The 24,847-nt window shown below is 48.8% G+C and carries 20 protein-coding genes, 2 pseudogenes and 1 other annotated feature; of the genes and pseudogenes, 12 read left to right on the top strand and 10 right to left on the bottom strand.

The window, feature by feature from the left end; genetic code table 11:
• Positions 1-19: 19 nt before the first annotated feature.
• Both AB9F29_RS18630 and AB9F29_RS18625 read left to right on the top strand, forming a co-directional pair.
• Positions 20-223, top strand: coding sequence for a hypothetical protein (locus AB9F29_RS18630; protein WP_335586435.1), 204 nt, complete (start codon positions 20-22; stop codon positions 221-223).
• 145 nt (positions 224-368) lie between these two features.
• The gene (locus tag AB9F29_RS18625; RefSeq protein ID WP_369756768.1) at positions 369-1,727 is read left to right on the top strand and encodes a polysaccharide biosynthesis/export family protein; all 1,359 of its coding nucleotides are present in this window, start codon (positions 369-371) and stop codon (positions 1,725-1,727) included.
• Positions 1,728-1,851: 124 nt separating this feature from the next.
• Here AB9F29_RS18625 and AB9F29_RS18620 read toward each other — a convergent pair whose 3' ends face one another.
• Positions 1,852-4,023: a GumC family protein gene (locus tag AB9F29_RS18620; RefSeq protein ID WP_369756767.1), complete on the bottom strand. Its 2,172-nt coding sequence runs from the start codon at positions 4,021-4,023 to the stop codon at positions 1,852-1,854.
• Between the two features lie 399 nt (positions 4,024-4,422).
• Between AB9F29_RS18620 and AB9F29_RS18615 the strand changes: the two genes are divergently transcribed.
• The 4 genes from AB9F29_RS18615 to AB9F29_RS18600 all read left to right on the top strand — a co-directional run bounded on the left by AB9F29_RS18615 (position 4,423) and on the right by AB9F29_RS18600 (position 10,801).
• Positions 4,423-5,094 carry a sugar transferase gene (locus tag AB9F29_RS18615; RefSeq protein WP_335586432.1) on the top strand — a complete coding sequence of 224 codons (672 nt, stop codon included), beginning with the start codon at positions 4,423-4,425 and terminating at the stop codon, positions 5,092-5,094.
• 76 nt (positions 5,095-5,170) lie between these two features.
• Positions 5,171-5,935, top strand: a complete 765-nt coding sequence (locus tag AB9F29_RS18610) for a metallophosphoesterase family protein (RefSeq protein WP_369756766.1) — start codon at positions 5,171-5,173, stop codon at positions 5,933-5,935.
• 530 nt (positions 5,936-6,465) lie between these two features.
• A complete protein-coding gene (locus AB9F29_RS18605) occupies positions 6,466-9,534 on the top strand; it encodes a ubiquitin-activating E1 FCCH domain-containing protein (protein ID WP_369756765.1) in 3,069 nt (1,022 codons plus the stop codon).
• A 678-nt stretch (positions 9,535-10,212) separates the two neighbouring features.
• Positions 10,213-10,323 (top strand) — a sequence feature (AL1L pseudoknot).
• 130 nt (positions 10,324-10,453) lie between these two features.
• On the top strand, positions 10,454-10,801 hold the full coding sequence (locus tag AB9F29_RS18600) for a hypothetical protein (protein WP_369756793.1): 348 nt from the start codon (positions 10,454-10,456) through the stop codon (positions 10,799-10,801).
• Between the two features lie 254 nt (positions 10,802-11,055).
• Here the strand turns inward: AB9F29_RS18600 and AB9F29_RS18595 are convergent, their stop codons facing one another.
• The 6 genes from AB9F29_RS18595 to fliL form a co-directional block, all read right to left on the bottom strand.
• A complete protein-coding gene (locus tag AB9F29_RS18595; protein ID WP_369756764.1) occupies positions 11,056-11,205 on the bottom strand; it encodes a hypothetical protein in 150 nt (49 codons plus the stop codon).
• Positions 11,206-11,304: 99 nt separating this feature from the next.
• Positions 11,305-13,710 carry a hypothetical protein gene (locus AB9F29_RS18590; RefSeq protein WP_369756763.1) on the bottom strand — a complete coding sequence of 802 codons (2,406 nt, stop codon included), beginning with the start codon at positions 13,708-13,710 and terminating at the stop codon, positions 11,305-11,307.
• A complete protein-coding gene (gene motA, locus AB9F29_RS18585) occupies positions 13,707-14,576 on the bottom strand; it encodes a flagellar motor stator protein MotA (RefSeq protein WP_335586843.1) in 870 nt (289 codons plus the stop codon). Before motA ends, AB9F29_RS18590 begins: the two co-directional genes overlap by 4 nt.
• A 69-nt stretch (positions 14,577-14,645) precedes the next feature.
• Positions 14,646-15,008: a MotE family protein gene (locus AB9F29_RS18580; RefSeq protein WP_369756762.1), complete on the bottom strand. Its 363-nt coding sequence runs from the start codon at positions 15,006-15,008 to the stop codon at positions 14,646-14,648.
• Positions 15,009-15,253: 245 nt separating this feature from the next.
• On the bottom strand, positions 15,254-15,646 hold the full coding sequence (locus AB9F29_RS18575) for a hypothetical protein (RefSeq protein WP_335586844.1): 393 nt from the start codon (positions 15,644-15,646) through the stop codon (positions 15,254-15,256).
• 9 nt (positions 15,647-15,655) lie between these two features.
• A complete protein-coding gene (fliL, locus tag AB9F29_RS18570) occupies positions 15,656-16,144 on the bottom strand; it encodes a flagellar basal body-associated protein FliL (protein ID WP_369756761.1) in 489 nt (162 codons plus the stop codon).
• 123 nt (positions 16,145-16,267) lie between these two features.
• On the opposite strand from fliL, the gene fliF reads away from it, so the two are divergent.
• From fliF to AB9F29_RS18545, 5 genes are all read left to right on the top strand, one after another.
• Positions 16,268-17,944 (top strand): flagellar basal-body MS-ring/collar protein FliF, encoded by a 1,677-nt coding sequence (fliF, locus tag AB9F29_RS18565; RefSeq protein WP_369756760.1) that lies wholly within the window; start codon positions 16,268-16,270, stop codon positions 17,942-17,944.
• On the top strand, positions 17,944-18,546 hold the full coding sequence (locus tag AB9F29_RS18560) for a flagellar biosynthesis protein (RefSeq protein WP_369756759.1): 603 nt from the start codon (positions 17,944-17,946) through the stop codon (positions 18,544-18,546). The genes fliF and AB9F29_RS18560 overlap by 1 nt, the downstream gene beginning before the upstream one ends.
• Positions 18,539-18,820 (top strand): FliM/FliN family flagellar motor switch protein, encoded by a 282-nt coding sequence (locus AB9F29_RS18555; RefSeq protein ID WP_082802213.1) that lies wholly within the window; start codon positions 18,539-18,541, stop codon positions 18,818-18,820. Before AB9F29_RS18560 ends, AB9F29_RS18555 begins: the two co-directional genes overlap by 8 nt.
• A 4-nt stretch (positions 18,821-18,824) precedes the next feature.
• Positions 18,825-19,565 (top strand): flagellar type III secretion system pore protein FliP, encoded by a 741-nt coding sequence (fliP, locus tag AB9F29_RS18550; RefSeq protein WP_369756758.1) that lies wholly within the window; start codon positions 18,825-18,827, stop codon positions 19,563-19,565.
• Positions 19,566-20,372: 807 nt separating this feature from the next.
• Positions 20,373-21,392: an IS110 family transposase gene (locus AB9F29_RS18545; RefSeq protein ID WP_369756757.1), complete on the top strand. Its 1,020-nt coding sequence runs from the start codon at positions 20,373-20,375 to the stop codon at positions 21,390-21,392.
• Positions 21,393-21,882: 490 nt separating this feature from the next.
• Here the strand turns inward: AB9F29_RS18545 and AB9F29_RS18540 are convergent, their stop codons facing one another.
• Positions 21,883-22,431: a hypothetical protein gene (locus AB9F29_RS18540; protein WP_369756756.1), complete on the bottom strand. Its 549-nt coding sequence runs from the start codon at positions 22,429-22,431 to the stop codon at positions 21,883-21,885.
• Positions 22,432-23,058: 627 nt separating this feature from the next.
• Here AB9F29_RS18540 and AB9F29_RS18535 point away from each other — a divergent pair.
• Positions 23,059-23,254: pseudogene (locus tag AB9F29_RS18535) on the top strand (IS5/IS1182 family transposase); the annotation flags it as partial.
• Here the strand turns inward: AB9F29_RS18535 and AB9F29_RS18530 are convergent.
• Together AB9F29_RS18530 and AB9F29_RS18525 are read right to left on the bottom strand one after the other, a co-directional pair.
• Entirely contained in the window at positions 23,220-24,548 is a 1,329-nt protein-coding gene (locus AB9F29_RS18530; RefSeq protein WP_369756755.1) for an MFS transporter, read from the bottom strand. The pseudogene AB9F29_RS18535 and the gene AB9F29_RS18530 sit on opposite strands and share 35 nt — an antisense overlap.
• 188 nt (positions 24,549-24,736) lie before the next feature.
• Positions 24,737-24,847: pseudogene (locus tag AB9F29_RS18525) on the bottom strand (IS30 family transposase); the annotation flags it as partial.

The raw sequence follows: 24,847 nt of genomic DNA, 5'->3' as shown, positions 1-24,847 counted from the left end.
AGTATTTGGAGAGACCTTAATGCAGAAATTTTTAACTTTGGCGGCAATCGCTGCATTGAGCCTGAGCACTGTCGCTCCAGTATATGCTCAAGATTCTGTCCCCGCCTTTGATGAAGTGAACAAAGAAGACGATGACGATAAAGCTGCGCTTCTTATTGCGGGTGGTGTGGCAGCTGCGTTGTTGCTTCTTGTGAGTTCCGGTAGCTCAACCAGCGGTACCTAATAAGTTATAAGCTATTTTGCCTTTTGGCGAACAAAAGCGGTCCTGCAACAGGTCCGCTTTTTTTTGCGCTTTGGGGGGATTGATCTGGGGAATTCCTGCAAAGTGCCTTATCAGTATTCAAAGAATTATTTAGGCAGGTGGGCCGATGAAGGCACTATATTTGGTCGCATTAATCGGGCTTAGCGCCTGTGGTGCAGTTTATTATGCTCCGTCGGTTTCCGAAGGACAGGCAGCAAGTGGTGCAAAAGTGCGCCTTATCCCGATCACTCCAGAAACTGTTTTAGTTGCAAATCGGTCTTCTTATTCGCCCAAGTCGCTACCGTCTGAATTTTTTCAAACGGCAGGTGGCGGTAGTGGATTACGCGGGGGTGGCGCGGTTCCAGAGCCTGTGTTTCAACAACAGGAACGCCCAGCATCTTTGGAAACACGCATTCCACCAAATGTTCCCCACGAGCCATACAAAATAGGTATCGAAGACGAGTTATTGCTCGCGACACCCCAAGCGGGGTCCTCCATTGAAGAGCTCTCGGGGTTGCTGGCCGCACAAAACAGTCGGCAAGGATATAAGGTACAAGACGATGGTGCGATTTCGATCCCTGACGTCGGGCGGGTGCAACTCGCGGGACTTACCCTTGAAGAAGCCGAGAACGAAATCTTCAACAAGCTCGTCGAAGCTCAAATTAACCCCGGATTTAGCCTTGAGATCGCGGGCTTCAATTCGCAAAAGGTTTCAATCGGCGGGGCCGTCAACAACCCAACCGTCGTGCCGATCAGCCTATCCCGCCTGAAACTGAATGACGCCCTTTCCGCTGCCGGCGGTGTTTCCCTCACCGATTTGGACTTTGCCGCCATTCGCTTGTTCCGTGATGGCACGCTCTACCAAATCCCTGTCAAAGAACTTTACTCGCGACGCGATTTGCAAAACATCCAGCTTCTTGACGGCGACAGCCTATTTGTAGATTCTGACTTTGAACTCGATAAAGCGCAGGCCTATTTTTCCGAACAAATTCAGTTGGCGCAGTATCGTCAATCGTCTCGCAATCAAGCCCTTGCCGAACTCAATGCAGAAGTTGGACTTCGCCGTGCTGACCTTGGCGAGCGTCGCGAAAATTTCCAAAGCAGGCTGTCCTTTGACGCTGTTGACCGGGACTACGCCTACATAACGGGTGAAGTTAAGAAACAGGCCCGCTTTCCACTGGCCTTTGAACGCAAATCAACTCTTGCTGATGCTCTTTACAGTGAAGGTGGTTTTGACGCTCGAACTGGTGATCCCACCCAAATATATATCCTGCGCGGATCTCTGAATCCCGCCGAATTCTCTGGAGTAACAGCGTGGCATCTTGATGCACGCAATGCAGCCAACTTCCTTTTGGCAACCCGCCTTGAATTGCGTCCAAACGACGTTATTTTCATCGCGGCACAGCCCGTAACGTCTTGGAATCGCGTGTTGACGCAGCTATCACCCAATCTAGTGGCATCGTCTGTTGCTGGGGTTGTCAACTAGGCCCGATGGCCCAAATTAGGCAATATGATTTTGTGCTCTATGCTATCAAGTTGCAATGGGGCTCTCTGAAAAAGAGAGCCCCATTGCAACTCATATACCTGTTCGAAATCAGGGTTTCAGATCACTAATTGCTATAGTAATTTTTGCCGTATTTTGCATATGCACCATATTGGCCGCCATATCCGTAACGTTTCATTCCCTGAGGATTGATCTGACTGAGGACCAGCCCAGTCACAGGCGCATTTACGGATTCAAAAAGACGCAAGCCTTCGATGACTTGGGATTTCGAAGTAGAGTCCCATTTGACGGAATATAGAATGGCATCCGCAGACTGAGCGATGACACGTGCATCAGGCACAACCAAAACCGGCGGCGTATCGATAACAATAATGTCGTAAATCTCACGAGCTTCTGCGAGAACTCTTGCAAAGCTTTCTGAAGCAAAGATGTCTGCGGCGTTTGTAGCAGCTTTTTCTCCGACAAGAATGTCCGCGCCAAGTTGGTCGTGATGGGTAACCACATCCGAGAGCTTGAACACTCCGGAAATGACCGAAAGAATGCCGCGTTCCTCGCGAATATCGAAGTATTGGTTGAAGACCCGACGCCGCATATCCCCTTCAATCAAAAGGACTTTCTTGCCCAGACCTGAGAAGTTTTGAGCCAAAGCAATTGATTGCGTGGTTTTCCCCTCCCCAGGTATGGACGAAGTTGAAAGGATGATTTGAGGCGGTTTATCAACATTCGACAGAAGGACGGAGGTGCGCAAATTTCGTACGGCTTCGGCAGCGGCGGACGCTGGCTTTGAAACCAAATATTCCAAAACCACCTTGCGCTTACGACCCGGAATGATCGGAATCTGACCCATCACGGTATATCCGGTGGATGCTTCGAGTTCTTCCGCAGAACGGAAATTGTTATGGCGGAATTCCCTCAGAAAAATCAAAGCCACTCCAAAAAGAAAGCCGACAATTCCGTACATCGCCATAATCCGCGATTTTCGAGGCGCCGAGGGGGCTTTTGGAACAACAGCAAGCGACAGCACCCTGCTGTCTGCTTGTTGAATTCCCTGCTGAACTGCGGTTTCTTTTAGACGACCGAGAAAATATTCGTAGATAAGCCTGCTGGCCTCTGCTTCGCGTTGCAGTTGCTGCAATTTCACAAGGTCTTGAGACTGTTGCCCAATTTCCTTCTCCAACTCGTCCATAGATTTGCGAAGTGCGGCCTCTTGGGTGGAAGATCGCGTCACGTCTATTTTTCCACGCGCAATCTCTCGCTCGAACTGTGTGTCGAAAACTTCAGTTTTGATCGAACCCTTTTCGACGAGATCAAAAGTGCGTTTTAAAGAACTCTCTCCTGCAACATCCACCATATGCGCGCGATCGCCTGTCTCGAATGCTGCTTCAAGCGCGGAATACCGCGCCGTTGCAAGCTTGCTGGCAGTCACCGCGCCACTTAGTCGTTCTCGGAGATCTTTTACTTGTCGGTTTAGGCCCTCCAGAGCGGCGGGACTCACAAGAGTAGTCCCAACACTGAATGTTTTTACCGCAGCTTCTGCATTCTCAAGCGCAATTTGGAGCTCAGAGACACGTCCAGACAACCAAGCTGTCGCTTGCTCAGTGGCCTCAAACTTAACGTCTAGCTGGTTGAGAATGTAAACGTCAGCGAGTGTATTCGCGATGAGTGCGGATTTTTTGGGATCCGTTGTTGTGGCCGTGATTTCATAGACATAGGTCGCCTCGACCATTGCTACCGATATTTTGGCCAACACGTTGGAAACGGTTGAATCTAGGATCTCGTCTGGCGTAGGCTCTATTCTTGGGGGTGTTTCGCCAAAAATTAACACCTTTAAAGCATTTCTAGCATTGGGTATTATCGACCATACACTAAATTTAACCGGGTCTGAAGGAGTGGCCGCTTTAGAGGGCATTTGCCTGTTGAACTCAGAATCTTGGAGCAGGTCAAGGCGCACCACCAGTTTTCTTATCAACTCCCGAGATTGCAAAACTTCAATCTCAGTGAGCATGCCCAAATAATCGCCCCCCAATCCAGAGACAACGCCTTGCAGGCTGGCCCTTTGCTCGACTCGGGTTTCTAGCACCACATAGGATTGCGCGGTGTAAACTGGAGTTGCCGCGACATAGGCTTGATATCCACCGTATGTGAAAGCAATAATCGTTGTCAGAGCAATCCACCATTTTCCGCGCCAAAAGGTACGGAATAAATGCCCTAGATCGATTTCGTCGTCTGTTGTGCTGGATGTCATGCGGGACGAAGTCACCATTTTTTTATCGGTCAAGGCATTAGCTTCCAAGATTAATGAATATTGCAACGAGGCCTACAAATGATTGATTAGTTTTCTAATCTGCCATGTCCACCAATATGTAGTACAATAATTGTTTCGTCACGTTTTCACATAGCGTTGGTTCGAAGGCAACTGAAACCCTCACCGGATCGCCACCTGGTGGTTAAAATCACCCTCAGCGACCAGCCAAAATTCCATTCGTTTTCACAGTTTTCTGCTGTCCCGTCCCGCTCCGCACAACCATAGATTGAATGCGTCGATTTCTTGTATTTTTTTTTAGGAATCTGATTGTTTTCAATGAAAACTGACTTCCATTTTATTCGTTTTTTTGATTTACGTCTTACTTAAGAATTCGTTAATTTTTTAAACTGTAAGTAGTGGTGCGCGAGAAAAATGAATAGTTTTAGATTTATTGATTCTGATCCAGCGTTCTCACCTGTAGCTACGTCTAAACAAATCCCGGCTTTTATTGGTGGAACCCGTATCTTTTGGGTGGCAAAGCATGTGTTTGATATCATTTTAAGCATCTTGCTCTTGCCTGCATTGCTCATCAGCGCAGTTTGTTTGATCGTTCTTAATCCATTTTGGAACCCGGGCCCATTGATTTACAAGCAAAAAAGAATGGGCAAGAACTGTAATCCCTTTATTGCATATAAATTTAGGAGCATGCGGCCGATTTCCAAGCTGGAGCGGGGGTTAGAAGACCCAATTGAGCACGATCGTATTACAATTGCCGGTAGGTTTCTAAGGAAAAGCAGAATCGATGAGTTACCTCAGCTGATAAATGTCCTAATTGGCGATATGAGCTTGATCGGACCGCGGCCGGATTATTATGAGCATGCTCAAGAGTTTTGTATGACTGTGCCCAACTACCGCTCTCGGTATTCTGTGCGCCCAGGAATTTCGGGACTCGCCCAGGTACGCTTAGGCTATATCGAAGGCACCGCGGGCACTTATGCGAAGACGGCTGTGGATTTAGAGTACTTGAAAAACGCAAGCATTAGGCAAGACACTGCACTTTTTTTTGAGACCATTCGGTGCGTGGCGTTACGCGCAGGTGCTTAAACAAATTGCGGAACTGGCGCATAGTGCGGATTTCGATTACTGTTGGTTATCTGATCCACTTCTTTAGTTTTTCATTATGCTAACATTTTTAAAACGCTTTACTGGCAATCGAAAAAAATCCGAAGATATTGCATTCACATCCGCGATGGTTGTGGATAGGTCTTGCGTAATAGTGGGCGACATTCATGGCAGGTTTGACTTACTTCAGAAGTTACTTCGAAAAGTCGACTTGGAAAGCCCCCATGATCTCATTTTTTTGGGAGACTATGTGGATCGCGGGGATCATTCCGCGGAAGTTTTACGATGGTTGTATGAATTGGACAAATCCGAACGCGTGACATGCCTTATGGGCAACCATGAGAAAATGTTAATTGAATTTTTAGACAATCCAATTGGAACCGGTAGCCGATGGCTTAAAAATGGTGGGCTGCAAACTCTTGCGAGTTTTGGTGTCGGCGGAGTGGCCGAAGGGGCTGGCCCAAGAGCACTTGAGGAGGCCGCAAGTAACCTCAAAGCGGCTTTGAGCTACGAAGTTGAACAATGGTTGCGTGAATTGCCTCTGCTTTTTCGGAACGGTAATTTGGTTTGTGTCCATGCGGCGGTTGATCCCGCGCTTCCCCTCTCGTTGCAAAAACCATCAACCTATCTTTGGGGGCACCCAGAGTTTTTCAAAACGCCACGCTCGGATGGCTACTGGGTAGCCCATGGCCACACCGTGGTCGAAGATGCCCACGCAAAAAATGGGCGCATTTCGATTGATACTGGGGCGTACCATACTGGTCGACTTACGGCCGCAGTCATTGATAAAAATACGCCTATTCGTTTCTTAGATACGCATTGACCGGCCCTGCAGAGTTAAACGATGGGTTGCTCGAACACTTTTCAATTAGTTGACGCTGTCTCGCGGCTGTTGAAAAGCAAACACACTCATTCGGATAACCGCAGGTGTGCGAACACAAAAAACGTCATATCCGACCTTTTTTTGGCAATGGATGCTCCAACTGCCGTTTAGAACCAGATCAAACTCCAATTCCTAAGGCGAATACTGATGCTATCGCCCGATGATCTTAGTTAAAATTTCATTTCTGATCAGGTCGCTGTCGAAGGCAATCTTTAGTTTTATTTCCATATTTTGGAAGCTGAAGCAAACGAAGACTTAACATCATAGAAACCGCAATACCTCTGGGATCTATTGCTTTGGATTTAGGTGCGAAAGGTAAATCTGCCTCTGCGCCTACCCGTCGACATTACTTCCCTGGCACCAGATCAGTTTGAAGCACCGTTCCTTTACCGACTCTGGAACGGGCGAATAACTCTTCGGACACGCCACCCCATGAACCGTGACAAAACCCGATAAAAGAGAGCAGCATCATGCCATTAACTACAGCAACAATCAGCGGCATCGTGTCGCTTCCAAACGACACCGTACCCGACGCTGGTTCGTATATCGAATTTACACTGAGCGGGTTCGATACCGATGATGGAACAGTATTACCAAACTCTTTGGCGGTACGCTTCAATAACGACGGGACGTTTTTAACTGAATTATGGCCAAATGCGGCAGGTGTGCGCGGGACGCGATACGACGTAGCCGTGTTTGTAGGCAGCCCGCTTCCATCACAACGCTTCGACCTCGGCAGTATCATTGTCCCGAGCGCTGGCGAATACGATCTTGACGATCTTCTGGCGGTTGAACCACCAGAAGATGCGGGAGTCGACGAGTATATCGTGCAACTTGCGTCCTCAGTTTCCGCGGCTGAATCGGCGGCCTCAGTTGCCACTTTAGCTGCTGACGACGCCGCGAACAGCGCTGCAATTGCCTCATCGGCGGCGTCAGTCTCTTCGGATGAGGCGGTACTGAGCGCGGCGGAAGCTGCCGCTAGCGCCGCACTGGCCGCGGTCGAGGCGACCAATTCTGCGGGACACGCACTCCAGGCGGAGGTGTCCGCAACTCAGGCATTGGCTGCAGCCGAAGCGTCCGGAGATGTTAATTTTTATGACACTAAGGGAGAGGCGAATGCGGCCCTAGGTGGTCTTTCGGAAAACGATATTGTTGAAGTCATGGCCGATGAAAGCTTTGGTGGAAAGGTATCCCGGTATCGTGTCGAGAGCGCCGCGCTTGTTTTCAAATACCATTCTCGCCAGAAGCTTACGTACATTGATGCGCGAGACTTTGGGGTTCTTACCGACGGCACTGATGTTGGGACAGAGTTTAACGCTGCGGTGACTGCTGCGTTAGCGGCGAATATACCGCTCAAGTTTCCCGATGGGATTATTCACCTTGGGAGCAGTGCTAATAACATAGATCTCAACCGTGGGGTTGTTCATCGGTGGTTTTCCGACGGAAATACAACCCTATTTATGGACTCGGCACTGCGCATCCAAGCCCCTCAGATCACAGACACAACCCTTGCAGCAGATGCAGCTCAGTTTGACCGCTATATTACCCTCACGAGCGTGAGCAACATGGAAGTGGGCGACCTCATCCACATCGACACCGATACGGCGGTTGAGACCGGGTGGGGATATCATAAGCAATGTGTACGCAGAATTTCGGCGATCGACGGGACAACCATTCTCCTCGATCAAGCGCTGGATTTCTGGTTTACTGTGGCAGAGTCGACAACTGTTACATCCTACGCGCCCGCGCAGTTTCATATGGATCAGATCAACGTTGAGTGCGTTAGTGCGACAAGCCTATCGTTTAGGTATCTGTGCGACAGTACCGTGCAAAACGGGAAAGTATGCGGACAGGTTTCAGGTTGGTCATCTGGGTGGAGCGATGGGTTTTACACCGTGACCTGTGACCGTTTGACCTATAATAATTACCACTTTGAGAAGCTACGATACGCACCTCAAATCACAGAAGGTTCGCGCTTCATCACTGTGAAGAATTGCGTTGCCAAAGAAATCAGGCACATGGACGCAAATACATGGTCACAAGATATTCTTTATGAGAACATCACAGGCATTTCAACGGATGGGATCATTCAGTGCCATCCCTGCATTCGTCCGACGTGGCGCAATATTAACGATAGTGTCACGCAATCTGGCCTCTCTGGAGTTGATCTTCGGGGCCTTGGGGAAACGGTGATCGATTGCGCTGTTCATTCTAAAAACGGTGCAGGAACTACAAACACAAGCGCCCCACTTTTGAAGGCTGAATACTTGGAAATGGCCGCGACGTTCAACCGCCGTATTGAGCGACTTCGTGCGCCGTACAGTGGTTTGGGCGGAGGCAAAGAAGGCCGCCTCATCGTCAAAGAAAGTGATGTCTATTCTCTAACACAATGGCATTACATTGCGGATCACACTGTTGTTCAGATCGATGATTTAACGCGCATTCGAAGCCTTGAGCCGGAACTTTTCAGCCCTGCGAAATCGAGTATGTTTGATCGTGCGATTATGCAAGGCAAGCGAGCGACTGTTGACGTGACAACCGGATATCGCACCAAAACACGCATCGCGGATATCACGGGTGTGACACGGGCGAACCCCGCCGTTGTTACAACAAAAGAGGATCACTTGCTTGCAACTGGCGATCAAGTGAAAGTCAGTGACGTCTCTGGTATGACCGAGCTGAACGGCAACACTTACACCGTCACTATCCTGACAAGCAAAACCTACTCACTGGACAGCACCAATAGTTCAGGTTTCAACTCCTATACTTCGAACGGAAAGGCCGCCCTCCAAGCACCGATTCATCCGATCACGGAGATCACAAAGGCGACCCCAGCCGTAGTTACGTCCGCGGCCCACGGATACTCAAACGGCGATGTCGTTTGGATCAATGGCGTGGTCGGTATGACGGAAGTGAACCGAGTTCACTATCAAGTTGCCTCCGCGACTGCGAATACTTTCGAATTGACGGATCTCGCCGGCATTGATTTCGATACCTCAGGGTTTACGGATTACACGTCCGGCGGCAAGGCAACAATCAAGGAGGCCGTTGATACTGTTGATGCAGCCACAAATCCAATGTGCGGAATTAAAGATAAGCTTTTGTTAAATTGTGCGGTCAAAAACTACGGGGCCTCTGGCGTAACGGGTTCTCGCTATTACACAATTCCGGTCAAATACCGCGCTTTTAATGGTGGGAATGTAGACCAAGCAACGCGGTGGGGCATCCTGCGGGTCATTGCCACCACAAATGTTGGTCGTTCGATCGCTGAATATCATTACCAATACGATGCTCAGGGCAACTCGCTGAATGTGCAGCAAAATCATAGTGTTGTGCCAAACGATAGCGCCATTGTGACCGCCGATAATTTCGAAAAACACTATGTAGTTCATGTGGGAAACGAGGGCGAAACCTCCTGGACGATGCAGCACGGTGGTCAGCACTATCTCACGTTTGACGTCAAACTCGATGTGGCAGCCAGCGCGCGATATCTATACAAAGTTGAAGTTGAGTTTGACGAACAGAAACAGGGTAACTGATTAGTGGAAACGTAGAGCCTACACTCTCGATTTTATCTGCTGACCTATGCGGTGCGGATCTTGCCTCGCCAATCCGCATTCGATTGCGAGCATAGGAGACCAAACTATATTTTTGAAACCCATGCCCTCTCAAGTAAGGCGTGGGTTTTATTCCCGAGAGCGCTCTTCATACTTCGCAAGGGTGAATGCACTCGCTCAGTAGGTGGCATGGCCTATTCGGCGAGTATCGCAGCCTAAATGGGTAAACGCCCCAGACCGAGCATAGGCGGCAATAATCACATGGTTTTCCCTCCCGAAAGCTTGTTAATGCTCAAAGCTTAGTTAACTGGGTGACCTTCTACCGTGAAATGTCCGGCGTTTAGGGTGAGTTTGTTCTCCAAGTGAGGAGATGGAGGAGGAGGAGATGAACCGCCGCTTGTCTGCGGAGGCCCAGGAGTAACGATGGTGGGTTATGGAAAAGAACAAATGTGGAAACAGATATTTAACTAAAGTACGCTACGTGCTTGGGTTCGGCGTGCTGAGACTGACAGCAGTCGGCGTTATGGCGTAACGACCGCTGAACGGGATCGGATCAAAGCGTTGGAACGAGAAAACCACCAACTCCGACAGGCCAACGAAATCCTGAAGAAAGCATTAGCGTATTTTACTCCCGCGGCAACACATGCAAGCATGTGTTGCCGCGTAACGGGACGCAGCACGACCGCCCGTTTCGGAAATGATCAGCTTTATAAGGAGCACCGAGAGGTGTGGGGGGGCGAGCCTATCTGCCGTGTTTTGCAGATTGCCCCCTCGACTTTCTATGCACATCTCGCCGTCGAGAACAATCTGGACAAATCGTCGGCTCCCGCAAAGCGGGATGCTGAACTGCGCCCTGAGACAAAGCGTGTTTGGGGGATAGCAGGTCGGTGGTGCTCGCGAACTGTGGAATTCCATAAGACGGAAAGGCATTGATTTGGCGCGCTGCACTGTTGAACGTCTCATGCATGACACTGGGATCGAAGGTGGTAGGCGCGGAAAGAAGATCAAGACAACTTTGCCGGACAAGGCGCTGCCTTGCGCAATGGATCGTCTGAACAGGCAGTTCCGCGCAACCGTGTTAAACAAGTTCCGGGTGTCAGACTTCAGCTATGTCTCGGCGTGGCAAGGTTTTGTGTATGTGGCACCTCGCCAACAAGATTGCCGATCGGCGGGCATCCAGATCACAGCGAACACAATTTGCGCTGGATGCTATGGAACAAGCGCTTTACGAACGACAGCCCGCTGTTAGTCTGATCCATCACGGCAACCGGGGCAGTCGATATCTGTCGATCAAATACACAGACCCTCTCATTGATACTTTGTATCAGCTGGGTAAAGGAAAACGCGCTGGCAGAGACAATGATTGGCCTGCTCAAAGCCGAAGCCATACATAGATTATGTCCTATGGAAGTCTGCTGATGCTGTCGAATGGGAAACCTTCAAATGGGCCGATTGGTTCAACAACCGAAGCAGAGGAGGCATTCTATGCAAACATGAACACGTTTAGTAAAGTCGTTTGAGAAGAGCTAAACAGTCTCCGGTAAAATGGGTACCATTCAAGCGTTGTTTGTTCCATGTACGCGACACCGTACAGAGATCGGCATGCTTCAAGAGACCCATTATCTGTGCGTCGCTAAATAGTGTTGTCTTCATCAAAAATCTCCTCAGTTATCTTGCCGAGAAATTCTACTTTCGAACACCACCAGTTTTTGGGGGGGATTCTGGCAATATTATTCCGAAAAGAAAACCGCATCAATTATCTCCTAAAGGGCCCCCAAATTTAACTAGAAGTTCGGTTGCGACTCTCCTAACGTTACGAATTTCATTCAGTTTTCCCCTCAATGAAGCAAGTTTGATATCTTCGACCTTATTCTCCACGGAAGTTTTATCTTGAACATCAAGTAGCGTTGCAGCCGCACTCAAGTCTGAAGATGATTGCCTAGAAATGGCCGCAAGGTCTCGACCTCTCCATTGAGCTTCAATGGCTGCGTCATCATTGCCAAGCTTAGCTTCCTCAAAAGCTCTAAGCTTATTGTCTTTTAACAAAACTGCGGCTCTAATTCGGATTCGTGTAGCTGTCTCATTGTTGGGGTAATTTGCTGTCAACTCTACAGCCATGTGCGGCTCGTTTCTATTGTTGGCAGCGGCGGCAAATATCAAAGCGTCACCTTCTTCGTCCTGCTCTTGAATTCCTAAAATTTTTACCGGAAAACTTGACAACCCATTGTCAACTAGTCGCTTGGCCAAGCGTTGTTTCAAAGAACGTGAAAGGTCCAGCGCAACAATCAATTCTTCGTTAGTGTAGACAAACTCAAGAAATTTCGCAGTGTCCATATTCTCATATGCCCCAATCAGAGTTTGAGAAAACAAGCTCAAGCTGATTTCTGGTGTCAAAACGTTCGTTTCAGATGACGCTGCCAAGATGTCCCACGCCTTCTGAAGACTGTTGTTTTTCACTATAGCTGCTACTAACGTTGGTATGATTTTGGCTTCTATTTCAGTACCTCGCAATTCAAACGTCAAAGCTTCGAGTTCCAGAATTCTAGATTTTAAAATGGGTTTTTTATTTAGAATTTCATTTTGAACAATTTCAAGTAGAGCTTCGATTGAGGTTTCCGAGCCACCTCCAGCAATCGTTGACAATGAATCTATTGCCTTAATCGAGTAGCCTTGAGAAATTTCTAATTTGGCATCCGCTAAGGTGAATTCGTCGCCGTGTTGCCCTTCCGCCCTACTAACTGCATTCCTAATTTCTACTGCAGTTTTGCGATCGCTTGCTTGTAAAAACTTTTCCACCAATCGTGGGCCCAAATAGCGGCGCAGATGTAGTGGCAGTTCAGAAAACGATTTCTTCACGAAAGGTAGGTTAATGGAATGGTTTTTCGGAATCTCATTGCCTGAGAGAATTGCCCACATGGCACCCGCAGTGGCGCAGTTAAGCTGTTCAGACAGGACACCCTCCTGAATTCCGCTGCCATACTCAAGTGTCCAAGCAATTTCAAAAAGCAAATTATGGTTACTAAGCTGAGTACTTTGTGTTCTAATTACTTGCATTGCCTCACTACCGAAAGTAGCGTAAATATACGCCATTGCGAGGCTTTCGGCCGCCTCATTTGATGCTGCGTCGAATTCACTAAACAGCCGAATGCGAGCGTTAGAAATTCCCGAGAATATCGCCCCCTCGGTTCCCCAATTTTCAACACTAAATGCCTCCTTCGGTAGACATTCGTTCTTTAGCCCATTCGTTCGAAGTGGACCGCTGTTGGCAAACGCATCAATCACGCCTTGATCAATGCTGGTTGTTGCTTGAATGCGGATATGTGGAGCTTTTCTGTTGGGAACCTCGGCAGTCGGGCCAACACTTCCTGAGGCAAGCGGTTCATTCAGAATGATCGGTTGAGGTGGAAAGGTCGGCCTTTCCAGCAAATTTGGTTCTAGAAGACCTTGGGTGGAGGCGCGCCCAATTTGGTTGGCCAACCTCGATTCCATTCCTGTTATTTTGCCACTAGAAATTTCTGCAATGGCGGTGTTAGCGGGTTCGTTCAAAAGCCTAGGAAATGTATCGAACAACAATGAAACACCGCGTTCTGAAGCTGGCAGTGGTTTTAAAGCAAAATCTAGCGCATGATTTTTTGCTTTGTCAATTTCTGACTTACTAACATCATTGTCTTTCTTTTCTTGAAGAGGCGCATTGGTATCAAGTAATCGAATAATAGGTTGAGCCGCGATCACAGTTCTGTCGTCTGGCCCCTCATCTTCTATACTCCTTAGAGCGTTTTCAAACAGAGAGCCCGAGATTGGTTGGCCATCTAAAACGTCCAAAACCAGCTTCCCTTCTTTGAAATCGAAGGCATTTGCATGGCAGGTGCAATTCAAAAACAGCCTAATTTCGTTTTTCTGCGATGAAAACTCGAGATCGGAAATCCGCGTTCTCGGTATTAGCCGATACACATTTGAAAAATCGATTTCATCAATTGGCGTTTCAAATCGTACAATGTATCCACCATCAAACCGCCCCATTTCCCAGGTCACCGCATTTTGAAAAGGCAAAACAATACGAGAAAAGTTTTCATGTTCCCCAGATCTAGCGATAATTGTTTGGGAGTATGCTGGAAAAGAAACCAACAACAATAAAACTATTTGAACGATCCGTTTCATGCGGCCTCGGTTTTCACGTCTTTTAGAGCTTCTTCCAGTTCGCTAAAACTTGGGCGACTATGACTTGGCGTATTCTGCCTGCCGACTTCTATACAAATGTTTGTCGAATGATTATGTAGATTTGCCACTAAGACCACTCGAATTAGGCCATAAAAGTGTGAATCCTCCTCTACAACAGACTGTACTTTTGCAGCGAATGGACCCATCAATCCATAAGCTAAAAATACACCCAAAAAGGTACCAACGAGAGCGCCGCCGATTAGTTTCCCAAGAACTTCTGGCGGCTGGTCGATGGACGCCATTGTTTTTATAACGCCAAGAACCGCGGCAACAATTCCAAGTGCAGGAAGGCCATCCGCAAGTGATTGCATAGCGTGGCTTCCGTGCATCGCATGGTGGAAATTGGCCTCCATGCGCTTCTCAAGCACTTCTTCTACTTGATGCGGGTCATCATAATTCATCGATGCCGAGCGAAGGGTATCACAAATGAGTGCAACAGCCTCTTTGTCCGACAGGATTTTCGGGTATCTTGTGAAAATTGACGATGTTTCTGGCGCTTCTATGTGCTCCTCAAGCCCAACGGGGTTCTGACGAGCCAAACGAATAAGTTCAAAAAGCAGGCAAAGCATATCTCGATAGTCTGAGTGCTTCCACTTAACGCCTTTGAAGACCTTTCCAAGATCTTTGATTGTAGATTTCGCGCCGGCTCCATCGTTAGAGATCAAAAATGCGCCAGTACCTGCGCCACCAATCATCATAAACTCGAAAGGAAGAGACTTCAGGATAATTGACATCTTACCGCCAGCGGCGAGATATCCCCCAAATACCATAACAAATATGACTATGATTCCAATAATTCCCAGCATAGCGTAAATCGATCCATTTCAGTTTTGTTGCACTCACTATGGCAAAAGGGTGTTAAGAATGTTTTTCGATTATAGGCCTTCTCGAGGAACATTGGCATTTCGGCCCGCCAGAATGACACTAATCGCATAAGCGGTTTCTGGTTTGAGCCCCGCCAGAATATCCGCCGCGGCATCTGGCTTCATTCGCACGAGGAAACCCGATGAAAAGTTTGGATCCATTTCTTCGAAAAGCGCGGCGGCATCTTTTGACTTCATGTTTTCATACATCGCGGTTAACTGGCCTAAATCCGATTCTGATGCGGAGTCCGCTCGTACTATAGTGGCGTCCAGCGCCAATTCCGCCTCGATGAGTTCGGCCAAACTCTCAGAATATTTTTTCTCTGCCAACTCGAGAGCGACCATACGATTCTCAAGCGCGAGTTCTCTGTTCATGACGCGTTCTTCTCGTGAACTTAGGTCAGAAAGCAAATTTGCAATACCAGCACTTGGTTCGCACAAAGCTGATTCCCCATCACTCTCATTTGCACGAAGCGCTTCAATTTCCTTAGCTATGGCGATGCCGGTTCCACCACCGAGCCTTAATACTCCCGACATTACAAAAAGCGCCGAAACAATGAAAAGAGCGTAACGGCCTTGCCTCGCTTTCCTTTTTTTCGGAGTTGAACGCTTGCTCGCAGTCATGCGGTAGTCTCCTCTTTTGGTTTTTGACTGTGCCTCAAAAACTGAAGATCCTCATACTCAACGACTTTCTCATCATCCTTCGGGCGTAACTCAGGCTCAGACGCTTTTGGTAAGTCGTGCAAGGAAGCAACGAGAAGTTCCAAATGTTGCGCGGATTTTTCAGCACGCGTCGTTAACTCTAATAGTGAAGAAGTGGAAGAAATTGCGGCGTTTTGGGCCTTGGATAGAGTTTTGGTCATATCGTCAACTTGGGTCGACATCAAAGCCACGGCACCACCCACTCCATGCTCCAAATCATTGAATTTTTTGAGTCGGCGGGAAAGTACGATGCAGTAGATAGCGGAACCAAGGGCGCCAGCGATGAGTAATATGTCGGCAATAAGTGTCATAGGAACCTCCTAATTTAAAACAAATTCCATGATGAGAAGATCCCGGACGTGTCCCTCGCCAGTTACCATTTGAATACGACGCAGCATCTGCGCGCGTAGCTTAATAAGCGAGGACGGGCTCTCAAGTTCGGTGATATCAACTGCCCGAAGATAACTATTTAGGACGTCAACAATGCGCGGAACCAATCGCGTAACGTCCGCAACGCTTTTTGGCTCAACTTCGATCTGAGCCGTAAAGCGAAGATGCTTTGATCTGCCCGGACCACCCAGTGAAATGAGCAACGGATCTAGAGGAACAAACTCAACATTGGGAAGCGCATCTATTTCCACATGTTCAATTTCCGGATCATCGCTTGGCTGGCCAAAAATCATCCCTGTTTTAACGGCAGCAAAGCCACCGCCTCCGCCTAGAAGCAATAGGAACAAACCTATGACCATAGGTTTCTTGGAGGACTTTTTCTGTTCGTTCTCGCCAGGAGGCTGCTCATTGTCGGCCATGTCATCACCATTAAGTTTCAACATGTTCTTTATAGGCAGACGAAAACTAACCGATTGTTAAGGCTGTTCGCAGAAAGTCATTTTTGAAGAAGTGGCAGAAGCCCTGAATAAAGGAATATCAATTTGCAACAGCTCCTGTCTGTTTGGTTTTCTCTCAACCCGCGCCGCCGAATAATGGTCGTCGTCTCTACTGTGGCCATGTTCGCGGCGATTCTGGGGCTCTCCCGTATTGCCGCAAATCCCGGAATGGCCCTCTTATATGCAGGCGTCGAAGCGAATGCGGCAGGGGATGTAGTAGAAAGCCTTGAGCAGCGCAATGTTGACTACGAAGTCCGAGGGGAATCGATTTATGTCGATTCGAGCCGCCGCGATGAGTTGCGCATGACGCTTGCGGCAGAAGGGCTTCCTGCCAATAGTACTAAGGGTTACGAACTCCTTGATACGCTGTCCGGATTTGGAACAACGTCGCAAATGTTCGATGCTGCATATTGGCGCGCAAAAGAAGGGGAATTAGCGCGGACAATTCTGGTCAGCCCAAATATTCGAGCCGCGAGAGTTCACCTTTCAAACTCATCATCACAACCTTTCCGACGCGACACGAGCCTTTCAGCATCTGTGACGGTTTCCAGTCAAGGCGCGGGTGTGGACGGTGCACAAGCGCGGGCGTTAAGAAATTTAGTGGCATCAGCCGTTGCGGGTCTTACTCCCGAAAATGTGTCAATCATCGATGCGCGCGCCGGAGTGATTATCGGAGCCGATGATTCGCTGTCTGGCGGGAGTTCATCGGACGATAAAGCCCTTGAAATGCGCCGAAGTGTGGAGCGTATTATTGAGGCGCGGGTTGGGGTCGGAAAAGCTATTGTAGAAGTAAGCGTCGAGACGGAAACCGACAGTGAATCCATTTTCGAGCGGACTTTCGATCCTGATTCTCGGGTTGCAATCAGCACCGACACAGAAGAACGCTCTACAAATTCAAATGAAAGTGGATCCGGTAGTGTTACTGTTGCGAGCAATCTTCCCGCAGGAGATGCGGAAGGTGGTGGCGATACCAGCACCAGTCAAAACAGTGAAATCCGGGAGCGCACAAATTACGAAGTTTCCGAAGTTAAGCGGGAAATCCTCAAGGTTCCTGGAGCAATAAAGCGCTTAAGTGTCGCGGTATTGGTCGATGGATTGCGAACTATTGAAGCAGATGGAAGCGAGAACTTCCAACCCCGTAGCGACGAAGAAATTGCATCCTTGAGAGACCTTGTCGCATCAACCGTGGGCTTCAACGAATCGCGCGGGGACACCATAACGATCAAATCCATGGCCTTTGAGCCGCTTGCCGACGTTGGCACCGAGGCCACAATTTCAACGATTACATCCTTGGGTGTCAACGTTATGACGGTTATTCAACTGGTGGTCCTTGGCCTTGTTGCAATTATTTTAGGGTTGTTTGTCGTAAGGCCAATTTTAACCAGCGGCACCCTTGAAATCGCCAGTAGTGCGCCGCAGCCAGTTATCGCACCGCCAATTCCCCCAATGCCCAGTTTTGACCTTTCGGTACCACCCGCCTTAAACGGAGAGATCGACGATAACAGCTTCTCTTCTCCCGCGATGTCGACCGTTACTGATTTTGACCTGCCCGATTTAGGAGGGCTCCCTAGTCTCCCAATGGCCTCCGGCTTCGCGGGGAACTCTATGAATGAGTTGGATTCCGATGATCCCGTCGCGAGGCTTCGAGAAATGATTAAGGAGCGCCAAGAGGAAACCGTCGCAACCCTGAAAAGCTGGATGGAAGATGAGGAAACCGCGTAATGTCAAAACCGTTTAAACTTGAAGTATTTGAAAGCGGCAAGGTTTTGTCTCACGTGCAAGACGACGCGCTTGATTTTTCGTCCCTAGAAGAAACAAGACTTGAGGCTTTCGAGCAAGGCTACAAAGCTGGTTGGGACGATTCTCTTTCATCGCATGTTTCTGATCAGGAGAGAATTTCTTCCGATTTCGCCCGAAACCTCAATGAACTTGCATTTACGTACCACGAAGTAAGGGCCACGATCCTAAAGTCGCTAGAGCCACTCCTGAGAGAAATGGTCGCCAAGGTCCTTCCAAAAATGGCGAAAAGCGCAATTGGACCACTCGTCGCCGACCAAATTATTGAGATGGCCGGAACGCAAAGCTCGATCCCGGTAGAACTCGTCGTTGGACCTATGAACAGGCAAGCGTTGGAAAAACTAGCGGCAGGACAAGATAGTCTTCCCCTCAAAATAATTGAGGAAGAATCCTTGGGTGACGGGCAGGTCTATATCCGCATTGGGGAAGCGGAGACCCAAGTGGATTTGGACGGGTTGCTCGACGGGTTTTCAAGCGCCTTGGACGGTTTTTTTGAAACGGAAGATAAGGAAACAAATTATGGATAGCTCTTCGGTCGACGGCAAGAAAGGTAACCCTTTCACAAAGGTACCTATTGAAATCACTGTTTCGGTCGGAAAAGCCCGCCCATTGGTGAAAGACTTACTACTTCTGGATCAAGATTCCATCCTTGAACTCGACAGAACAATAGACCAGCCCGTCGAGTTGTTTGTCGGCAATCGACTCATAGCAAAAGGTGAGCTTCAAGAACTAGAGGGCGACAAGGCCGGACAGCTTGCTGTTCGCCTGACGGAAGTTATCAATATTCAGGAAAGCCTCTAGGATCATGAATTTTAAAACAGTTTGGGCGATGGGGGCCGCAACCGTATTCTTGGTTGTTTTAAATCAGCCCGCCTTCGCCCAAGAGTTATCCCTCTCACTGGGGGACGATGGCTCGATTGCAGCTCGAAGCGTTCAACTGATCGCTTTAATAACGATCTTAAGTATCGTTCCGGGTCTAGCAATTATGGTAACCTGTTTCCCATTTATTGTGACTGTTCTGTCAATACTTCGACAAGCAATTGGCCTACAACAATCTCCTCCTAACATGTTGATCGTGAGTTTAGCGCTCTTTTTGACATACTTCGTCATGGAGCCCGTTTTTACAGAAGCCTGGATCAAGGGAATTTCGCCATTAATTGAAAACCAAATACCAATGGAAGAAGCTTTCAAGGAAGCTATGGCGCCTTTTAGAGAATTCATGGCGGGCCGAATTGATGACGAAACGTTTAATTCTCTCGCAGCTTTACGGCCGGACGCGGTTCTTGGCGAAAGCACGCAGGACCACCCATTGTCGCTGCTAGTGCCTTCTTTCTTGCTGTCGGAAATTGAACGTGCGTTCGAGATCGGATTTTTGGTTTTCCTACCATTCCTAATTATCGATCTTGTGGTAGCTGCCGTGCTTATGTCGATGGGTATGATGATGGTTCCTCCAGCCGTTGTGTCCCTCCCATTCAAGCTGGCATTCTTCGTGGTTGCAGATGGATGGACCTTAATTTCGACATCTCTTGTGAGGGGATATTTTTGAGAAATTTGAGGTAATTTACGCGCCAGATAATACCTTAGTATCGCACGACTGATCCTACTATTGGGTTCAGAGACATCTGCGTCGAAATCGATTTCATCTCAAAAACGGGCTTTGCACCTTAACTCACCGAGGTTTTTCTCGAGAAACAGGCGCAGACTCAAGGAGAATCTTTGAGTTTGCGCCTGTCCTAATTTCGAAGAAAAAAACTCAGCTATAAAGGCACGATTTAAAGACGAACGGATCGTATCGATGATCAAAGAGCAATATATTTTCTCTAAGTCCGCTGACAGATGTCGGGGGCACGGAAGATCTCGGTAACGTTTTGCAAAGACTAAGGGAAACATCGGATCCGATGAGGCGCGGGCGCTGGACGGCGACCCTTGGGCACGTGCCAGCCAAAGGTACTGCCGGAAAGACCAAACCAACGCTTTTGTTTTGATTTAGTGCCTGATGCTCTGACTGACGAACGCGACTTTCGAATTCTAGCGGCCGTTGATGATTACAGCCTCGAGCACTAGGCGCTCGTTTCGTGCAAATCATTACCGGAACGGTCCGATATGCAGCTTGCGGAGCCGAACGTTTAGGTCGCGTATGGTTGCGGTTGGAATTTAGGTAAAGAACTATCGTTCGTGCGATCTGTCATGCCCACGTGAGCGAACTTGCGGGCGTTGAGGAAACAGAGAACCGACCATTCTCCGCGATACACGCCGATGGCTGCATTGCGGATGGGGTGGATGGCTCCTGCACCATCGGCGTCGTAATGCGCCATACTGCAGATGTCATAAACTGTTTGAAAGGAGCCACCCCATGCAAGTTACAACGATTGGCCTTGATTTGGCTAAGAACGTTTTCCAAGTCCACGGTATCGCCGACAATGGAGATGTAGCGTTCAACCGTGCTTTAAGAAGATCGCAAATGTTGCCGTTCTTTGCATGCTTAGATCCCTGCCTCATTGGTATCGAAGCTTGTGGGACGAGTCATCACTGGGCGCGCGAATTGACCAAACTGGGTCATAACGTCAAGCTGATCCCGCCAGTTCACGTGAAGCCTTATGTCAAACGCGGTAAATCAGTTGCTGTTGATGCAGCAGCCATCTGCGAAGCAGTCACTCGCCCTACAATGCGGTTTGTCGAAGTGAAGACACCTGAACAACAGGCAATACTTGCGGTTCATCGGACCCGTGATCTTATTGTCCGGCAGCGAACACAAATGATCAACATGCTGCGGGCGCAATTGGCCGAGTTTGGCGTTGTCCTTCCCCAGGGCGTTGGTCATGCTATTCAATTTGCGAAGAATTATCTTGACGGAGAACAGCCAGACCTTCCTGAAGTTGCTGGCAATGTGATCGTCGAGCTTGGTGACCAGATGCTGTTTTTACATGGAAAAATTCTACGCTGTTCCCGCGAGATAATCCAGATTGCCAAGCGTGAGAAACGCGTTGCACGGCTTCAAACCATTCCGGGTGTCGGCCCGATTACTGCTTCGGCGATTGTAGCAACGATTGGAAGCGGCAAACAGTTCAACAATGGTCGAGAGTTTGCTGCATGGTTAGGGCTGACGCCAATCAACAAATCAAGCGGTGGAAAAGAACGCCTGGGACGCATCTCAAAGATGGGAGACCAGTACATTCGACGCTTACTTTATTTAGGCATGGTGTCCCGAGTACGGCAGATTGCCAAGACACCAGAAGCCTTTGATCCGTGGTTTGCAGATATACTGGCACGAAAACCAACCGAGTTGGCAGCGGTTGCTATGGCCAACAAAACAGCGCGAATAATCTGGGCTGTTTTAACCCGCAACGAACCTTACAAAGTAAGAGTTATCTAACCCTAGAGATCAAGAACAAGAGATTGCAAGACCAATGAAGTGATGGAAAAATTGTCAGCCCTAAAACCAAGATACCCCGTGTTTTGTCCTGAACGCTTGATGTTCGCACTGCGGAATGGGGCTTGGTTCGTGGAAACCATCAGGGCCAGCGGTCAAATGTGCCGCGCTAACAGGCCGGACACAAGACTGCATCTGACAATGTATCAATCACCGAAAAGGGCTTGCAAAGCTGGAGCCATCCACACAGGATAAAATGCACTTCGCTGCAACAACTGGATCAGGTCTCTGCTAAACCCGAAAGAGAAATTTGAGTCGCGGCTTGAGTGTGATCTCTTAGCCCTTGATCGCTCGGCCTTGGTTTCCCCAATAGTGCGTCATTTTTGTGAGCCCGTAGCATCCAGCCCACGGGCTAACTGGACGTTCTGACAACGCACCTTCTATAAATGATAGGTGCATTTATTGTTGCGAGGTCGAAAGTCGTCATGAGAAATCAAGCTCCTGAGGATGTTGCACAGTTTAAAAAACGAGTGGTATCGGCTTGAAATTTGCGCCAGTTCGGAAGGTCTGAACGTTGGAAATTTAAGGTCACATCCATGCCCGACGCACGAAAATTGAGCTGGCAGTCTGGGTTCAAAACGGATTCAGGAGCGTCGCATTCCAAGACGGATGTCAAACCTTTGCTCGGCGTTTCCACTATATACACATTTTCCGGACGTCGGAATTGAAGCTGTACCCCTGAAAATCCCAACTCATACAATCCATGAGGCCCGGGCAATCGAGTAAAAACACCAGAGATGCGTTTTCGATCTTTTATCAAGATAGACAGTTTCAGATGAATCGCCGCCACTTCATCGAGAGGGACAACGTCGGTAGTATTGAAGGTAAACCAGTTATGCACACCGACGCGATTGCGTTTTGACGTTTCTGGACGACTCACCAATGCAAAGCTTCCAATTTCAACGCGGAACAGCTGCGACGTGGTTTCATAGCCGCTTTTACGATCCCAAAAATCTTCAAAGTACTGTTTAGGCACCCGCATCGGAACACGGCGGTCCTCAAGCTGCATCCTGATAGAAAAGTCAACCTAGGTCGCGTCATCCGTGAAGGCTGCACAGGGAAAGCGCTCCTCCGGCATCGGTGTTAATGAGCTGTCTAGGGGGTTAGCGGTTGCCGGTGGGTTTACAAAAGCTAGGACAACAACAAGGCTCACTTTAAGAAAAGAAGCCGCATTCCGCAGAATTACAATCAGTGACAACAACCTTGGGGACCTAATCTGTGTCATAATCGCGATTTTCTGATCTTGCAGAAAAAATAAAGAAACCATAGTTCCCAATGCTACAACATAAGTATCAAACGGATGATAAAGAAATTAGTTTCAAATAGTTATGTGGAAAGATGACTGTAAACAATTTGGGTGCAAAATAACCAGTGTAGCTTCCTCCGAAAAGATGACACTGACGTAGGCAGCGATTTTTTTACCTGCTGATCTTCAACTCAAAGGAGGTCAACCACCAAGTAATTGAGAAGTCCGGCCACGAGTCCGAGCGCCAGAATAAAACCAAATCGCTGCGACGACCGTCAAGGTCTGCTCACGTCTTATTCTGTTGGAAAACCCTTCTTGATTTGAGAACGCCTGGCTGAATCAGCTTCCTTGTGGATATGAGGGATTGAGGATCCTGTTCCATCTGACCACGTATCTCGGGCAATTGGTTTGTCCAGTGTTCGCCAACATTTGTCTGAGTTTTACAATACGACGGGTCGTCCTTCTATTGAGCCATAACGAATGATGCGCATGTTATTGGTTCTGCAAGCTGGGTCTGACGGATCCTATTCCCGATCATTCCACGTTCTCCAAGAGCCGCCCCTCTCATCGCTGCAAGCAGCGACTGCCATTTGATCAATTAGGGCTTTGCTTCCGAATTGATCTGGCATTGTCCGCTGGGTCACTTCTGGTTGCGCATAGTTTGAAAAAACTGCTTTCGAGACCCAGCCGGAATTGCGAGTAAGATGAAGAACGCGGAGAGGGGGGCGGCAAGGGTGAACGCCCACGCGAGGGCCCAAACCGGAGCGACAACGACCGTTTCTACAGCAGTCGCAAAGGCAAATGCCACTAGACTGGAACCTGAAGCAATGATGGACGACCCGAGACCCGCCAAGTCTCCGAGCGGGCGCATAGCAAACGCATTGAGGTTGCCGAACAAAAGGCCGAGGGCAAAGAAACCAAGTTAGACCAAGCAGAAAGACCAGCGGAGGGTGACCACCGCAAATTACGGCAGCGATCAAAAGCCCTGTCCCCGACAATCCCAGCACCATTAGCCCCGCAAATATCGGAACCTCCATCCCTGTGCGCCCGACCAGCCAAACGTTAAACACAAGAGCCAACGCAGTACCTGTTGCCAGAAGTGCAAAGAACACGGGCATCATTGCCGAGACACCATAAACCGCGCCAAAGAGGTTCGCAGCCACCGCAAAATAGGTAAGTTGTGCGCCAAAGACGAAACCGGTTGCGATGACAATGGGCATAACGTCGATGCGAAACAGCATTTTCCGGATATTTCGCCACAACCTGCGCGGACTTAAGGGCACGCGTTTCTCAAAATGCAGCGTCTCGGGATGTCGCAGCCACAGCCATGCGCCCATCCCCGCCGCCAACATCAGATACGACCAGAACACGCCTCGCCAACCAGCGGCGGCTGCGATCAAAGCACCCAATGTGGGCGCAATCATCGGCACAAGGATAAGCAAGGTGAAAATCACCGACATTATCCTAGCCATGTCCGCGCCTTCATACCGGTCGCGGATCATTGCACGTGTTCCAATTTTCGGTCCAGCGACGCCTATGCCCTGAAGGAACCTTCCAAAAATCACAGCCGAAAAGCTTTCTGCTGTGGCGGCGACCACTGTGCCAATGACAAACACCACCAGCCCAGAAATCACAGCGGGGCGGCGTCCGAAGGCGTCGCTGATGGGGCCAATCAACAATTCTCCGGCAGCCATGCCCAACACGAAGGCTGTAATAATTTGCGCGCCTGAGAACGAAGATTCAGCGTCAAAAGCACTTTCTATTATCGGCATTACTGGCAGCACGCCATCAATAGCGAAAGCAGTCAGGGCAGTCAGCGCAATATAGAGAGAAAGGCGTTCAACTCGGCTCATCAATTGTTTTTCCTGATAAATGATGGCTAAGTTCTCCCGATCTTATGGGATACCCTCGGCAGATTTCAAACAACCTATAGCGCATGACCATGACAAACGACATGCGTTCTGCGCGCTGCATTCGGTAAAACGGGTTCAAACCTGCCGTTAGCTACATTGAGCATCAATGTCCATTTTAGGCGGCGATCTCAACCGGTCGACGCAACACACTCTGCGAACTTCTCTGCTGGCGTTTGATATTGCAAGGTCTTGCGAGGGCGTTCGTTGAGTTGCCTTGCGATTGCACTGAGCTTTGCTTG

It is taken from the genome of Falsihalocynthiibacter sp. S25ZX9, from assembly GCF_041205405.1.
In the GTDB taxonomy this organism is placed as follows: domain Bacteria; phylum Pseudomonadota; class Alphaproteobacteria; order Rhodobacterales; family Rhodobacteraceae; genus Falsihalocynthiibacter; species Falsihalocynthiibacter arcticus.
Note: the sequence above shows the minus strand (reverse complement) of the source record. Positions and strands in the feature narration are given on the sequence as shown.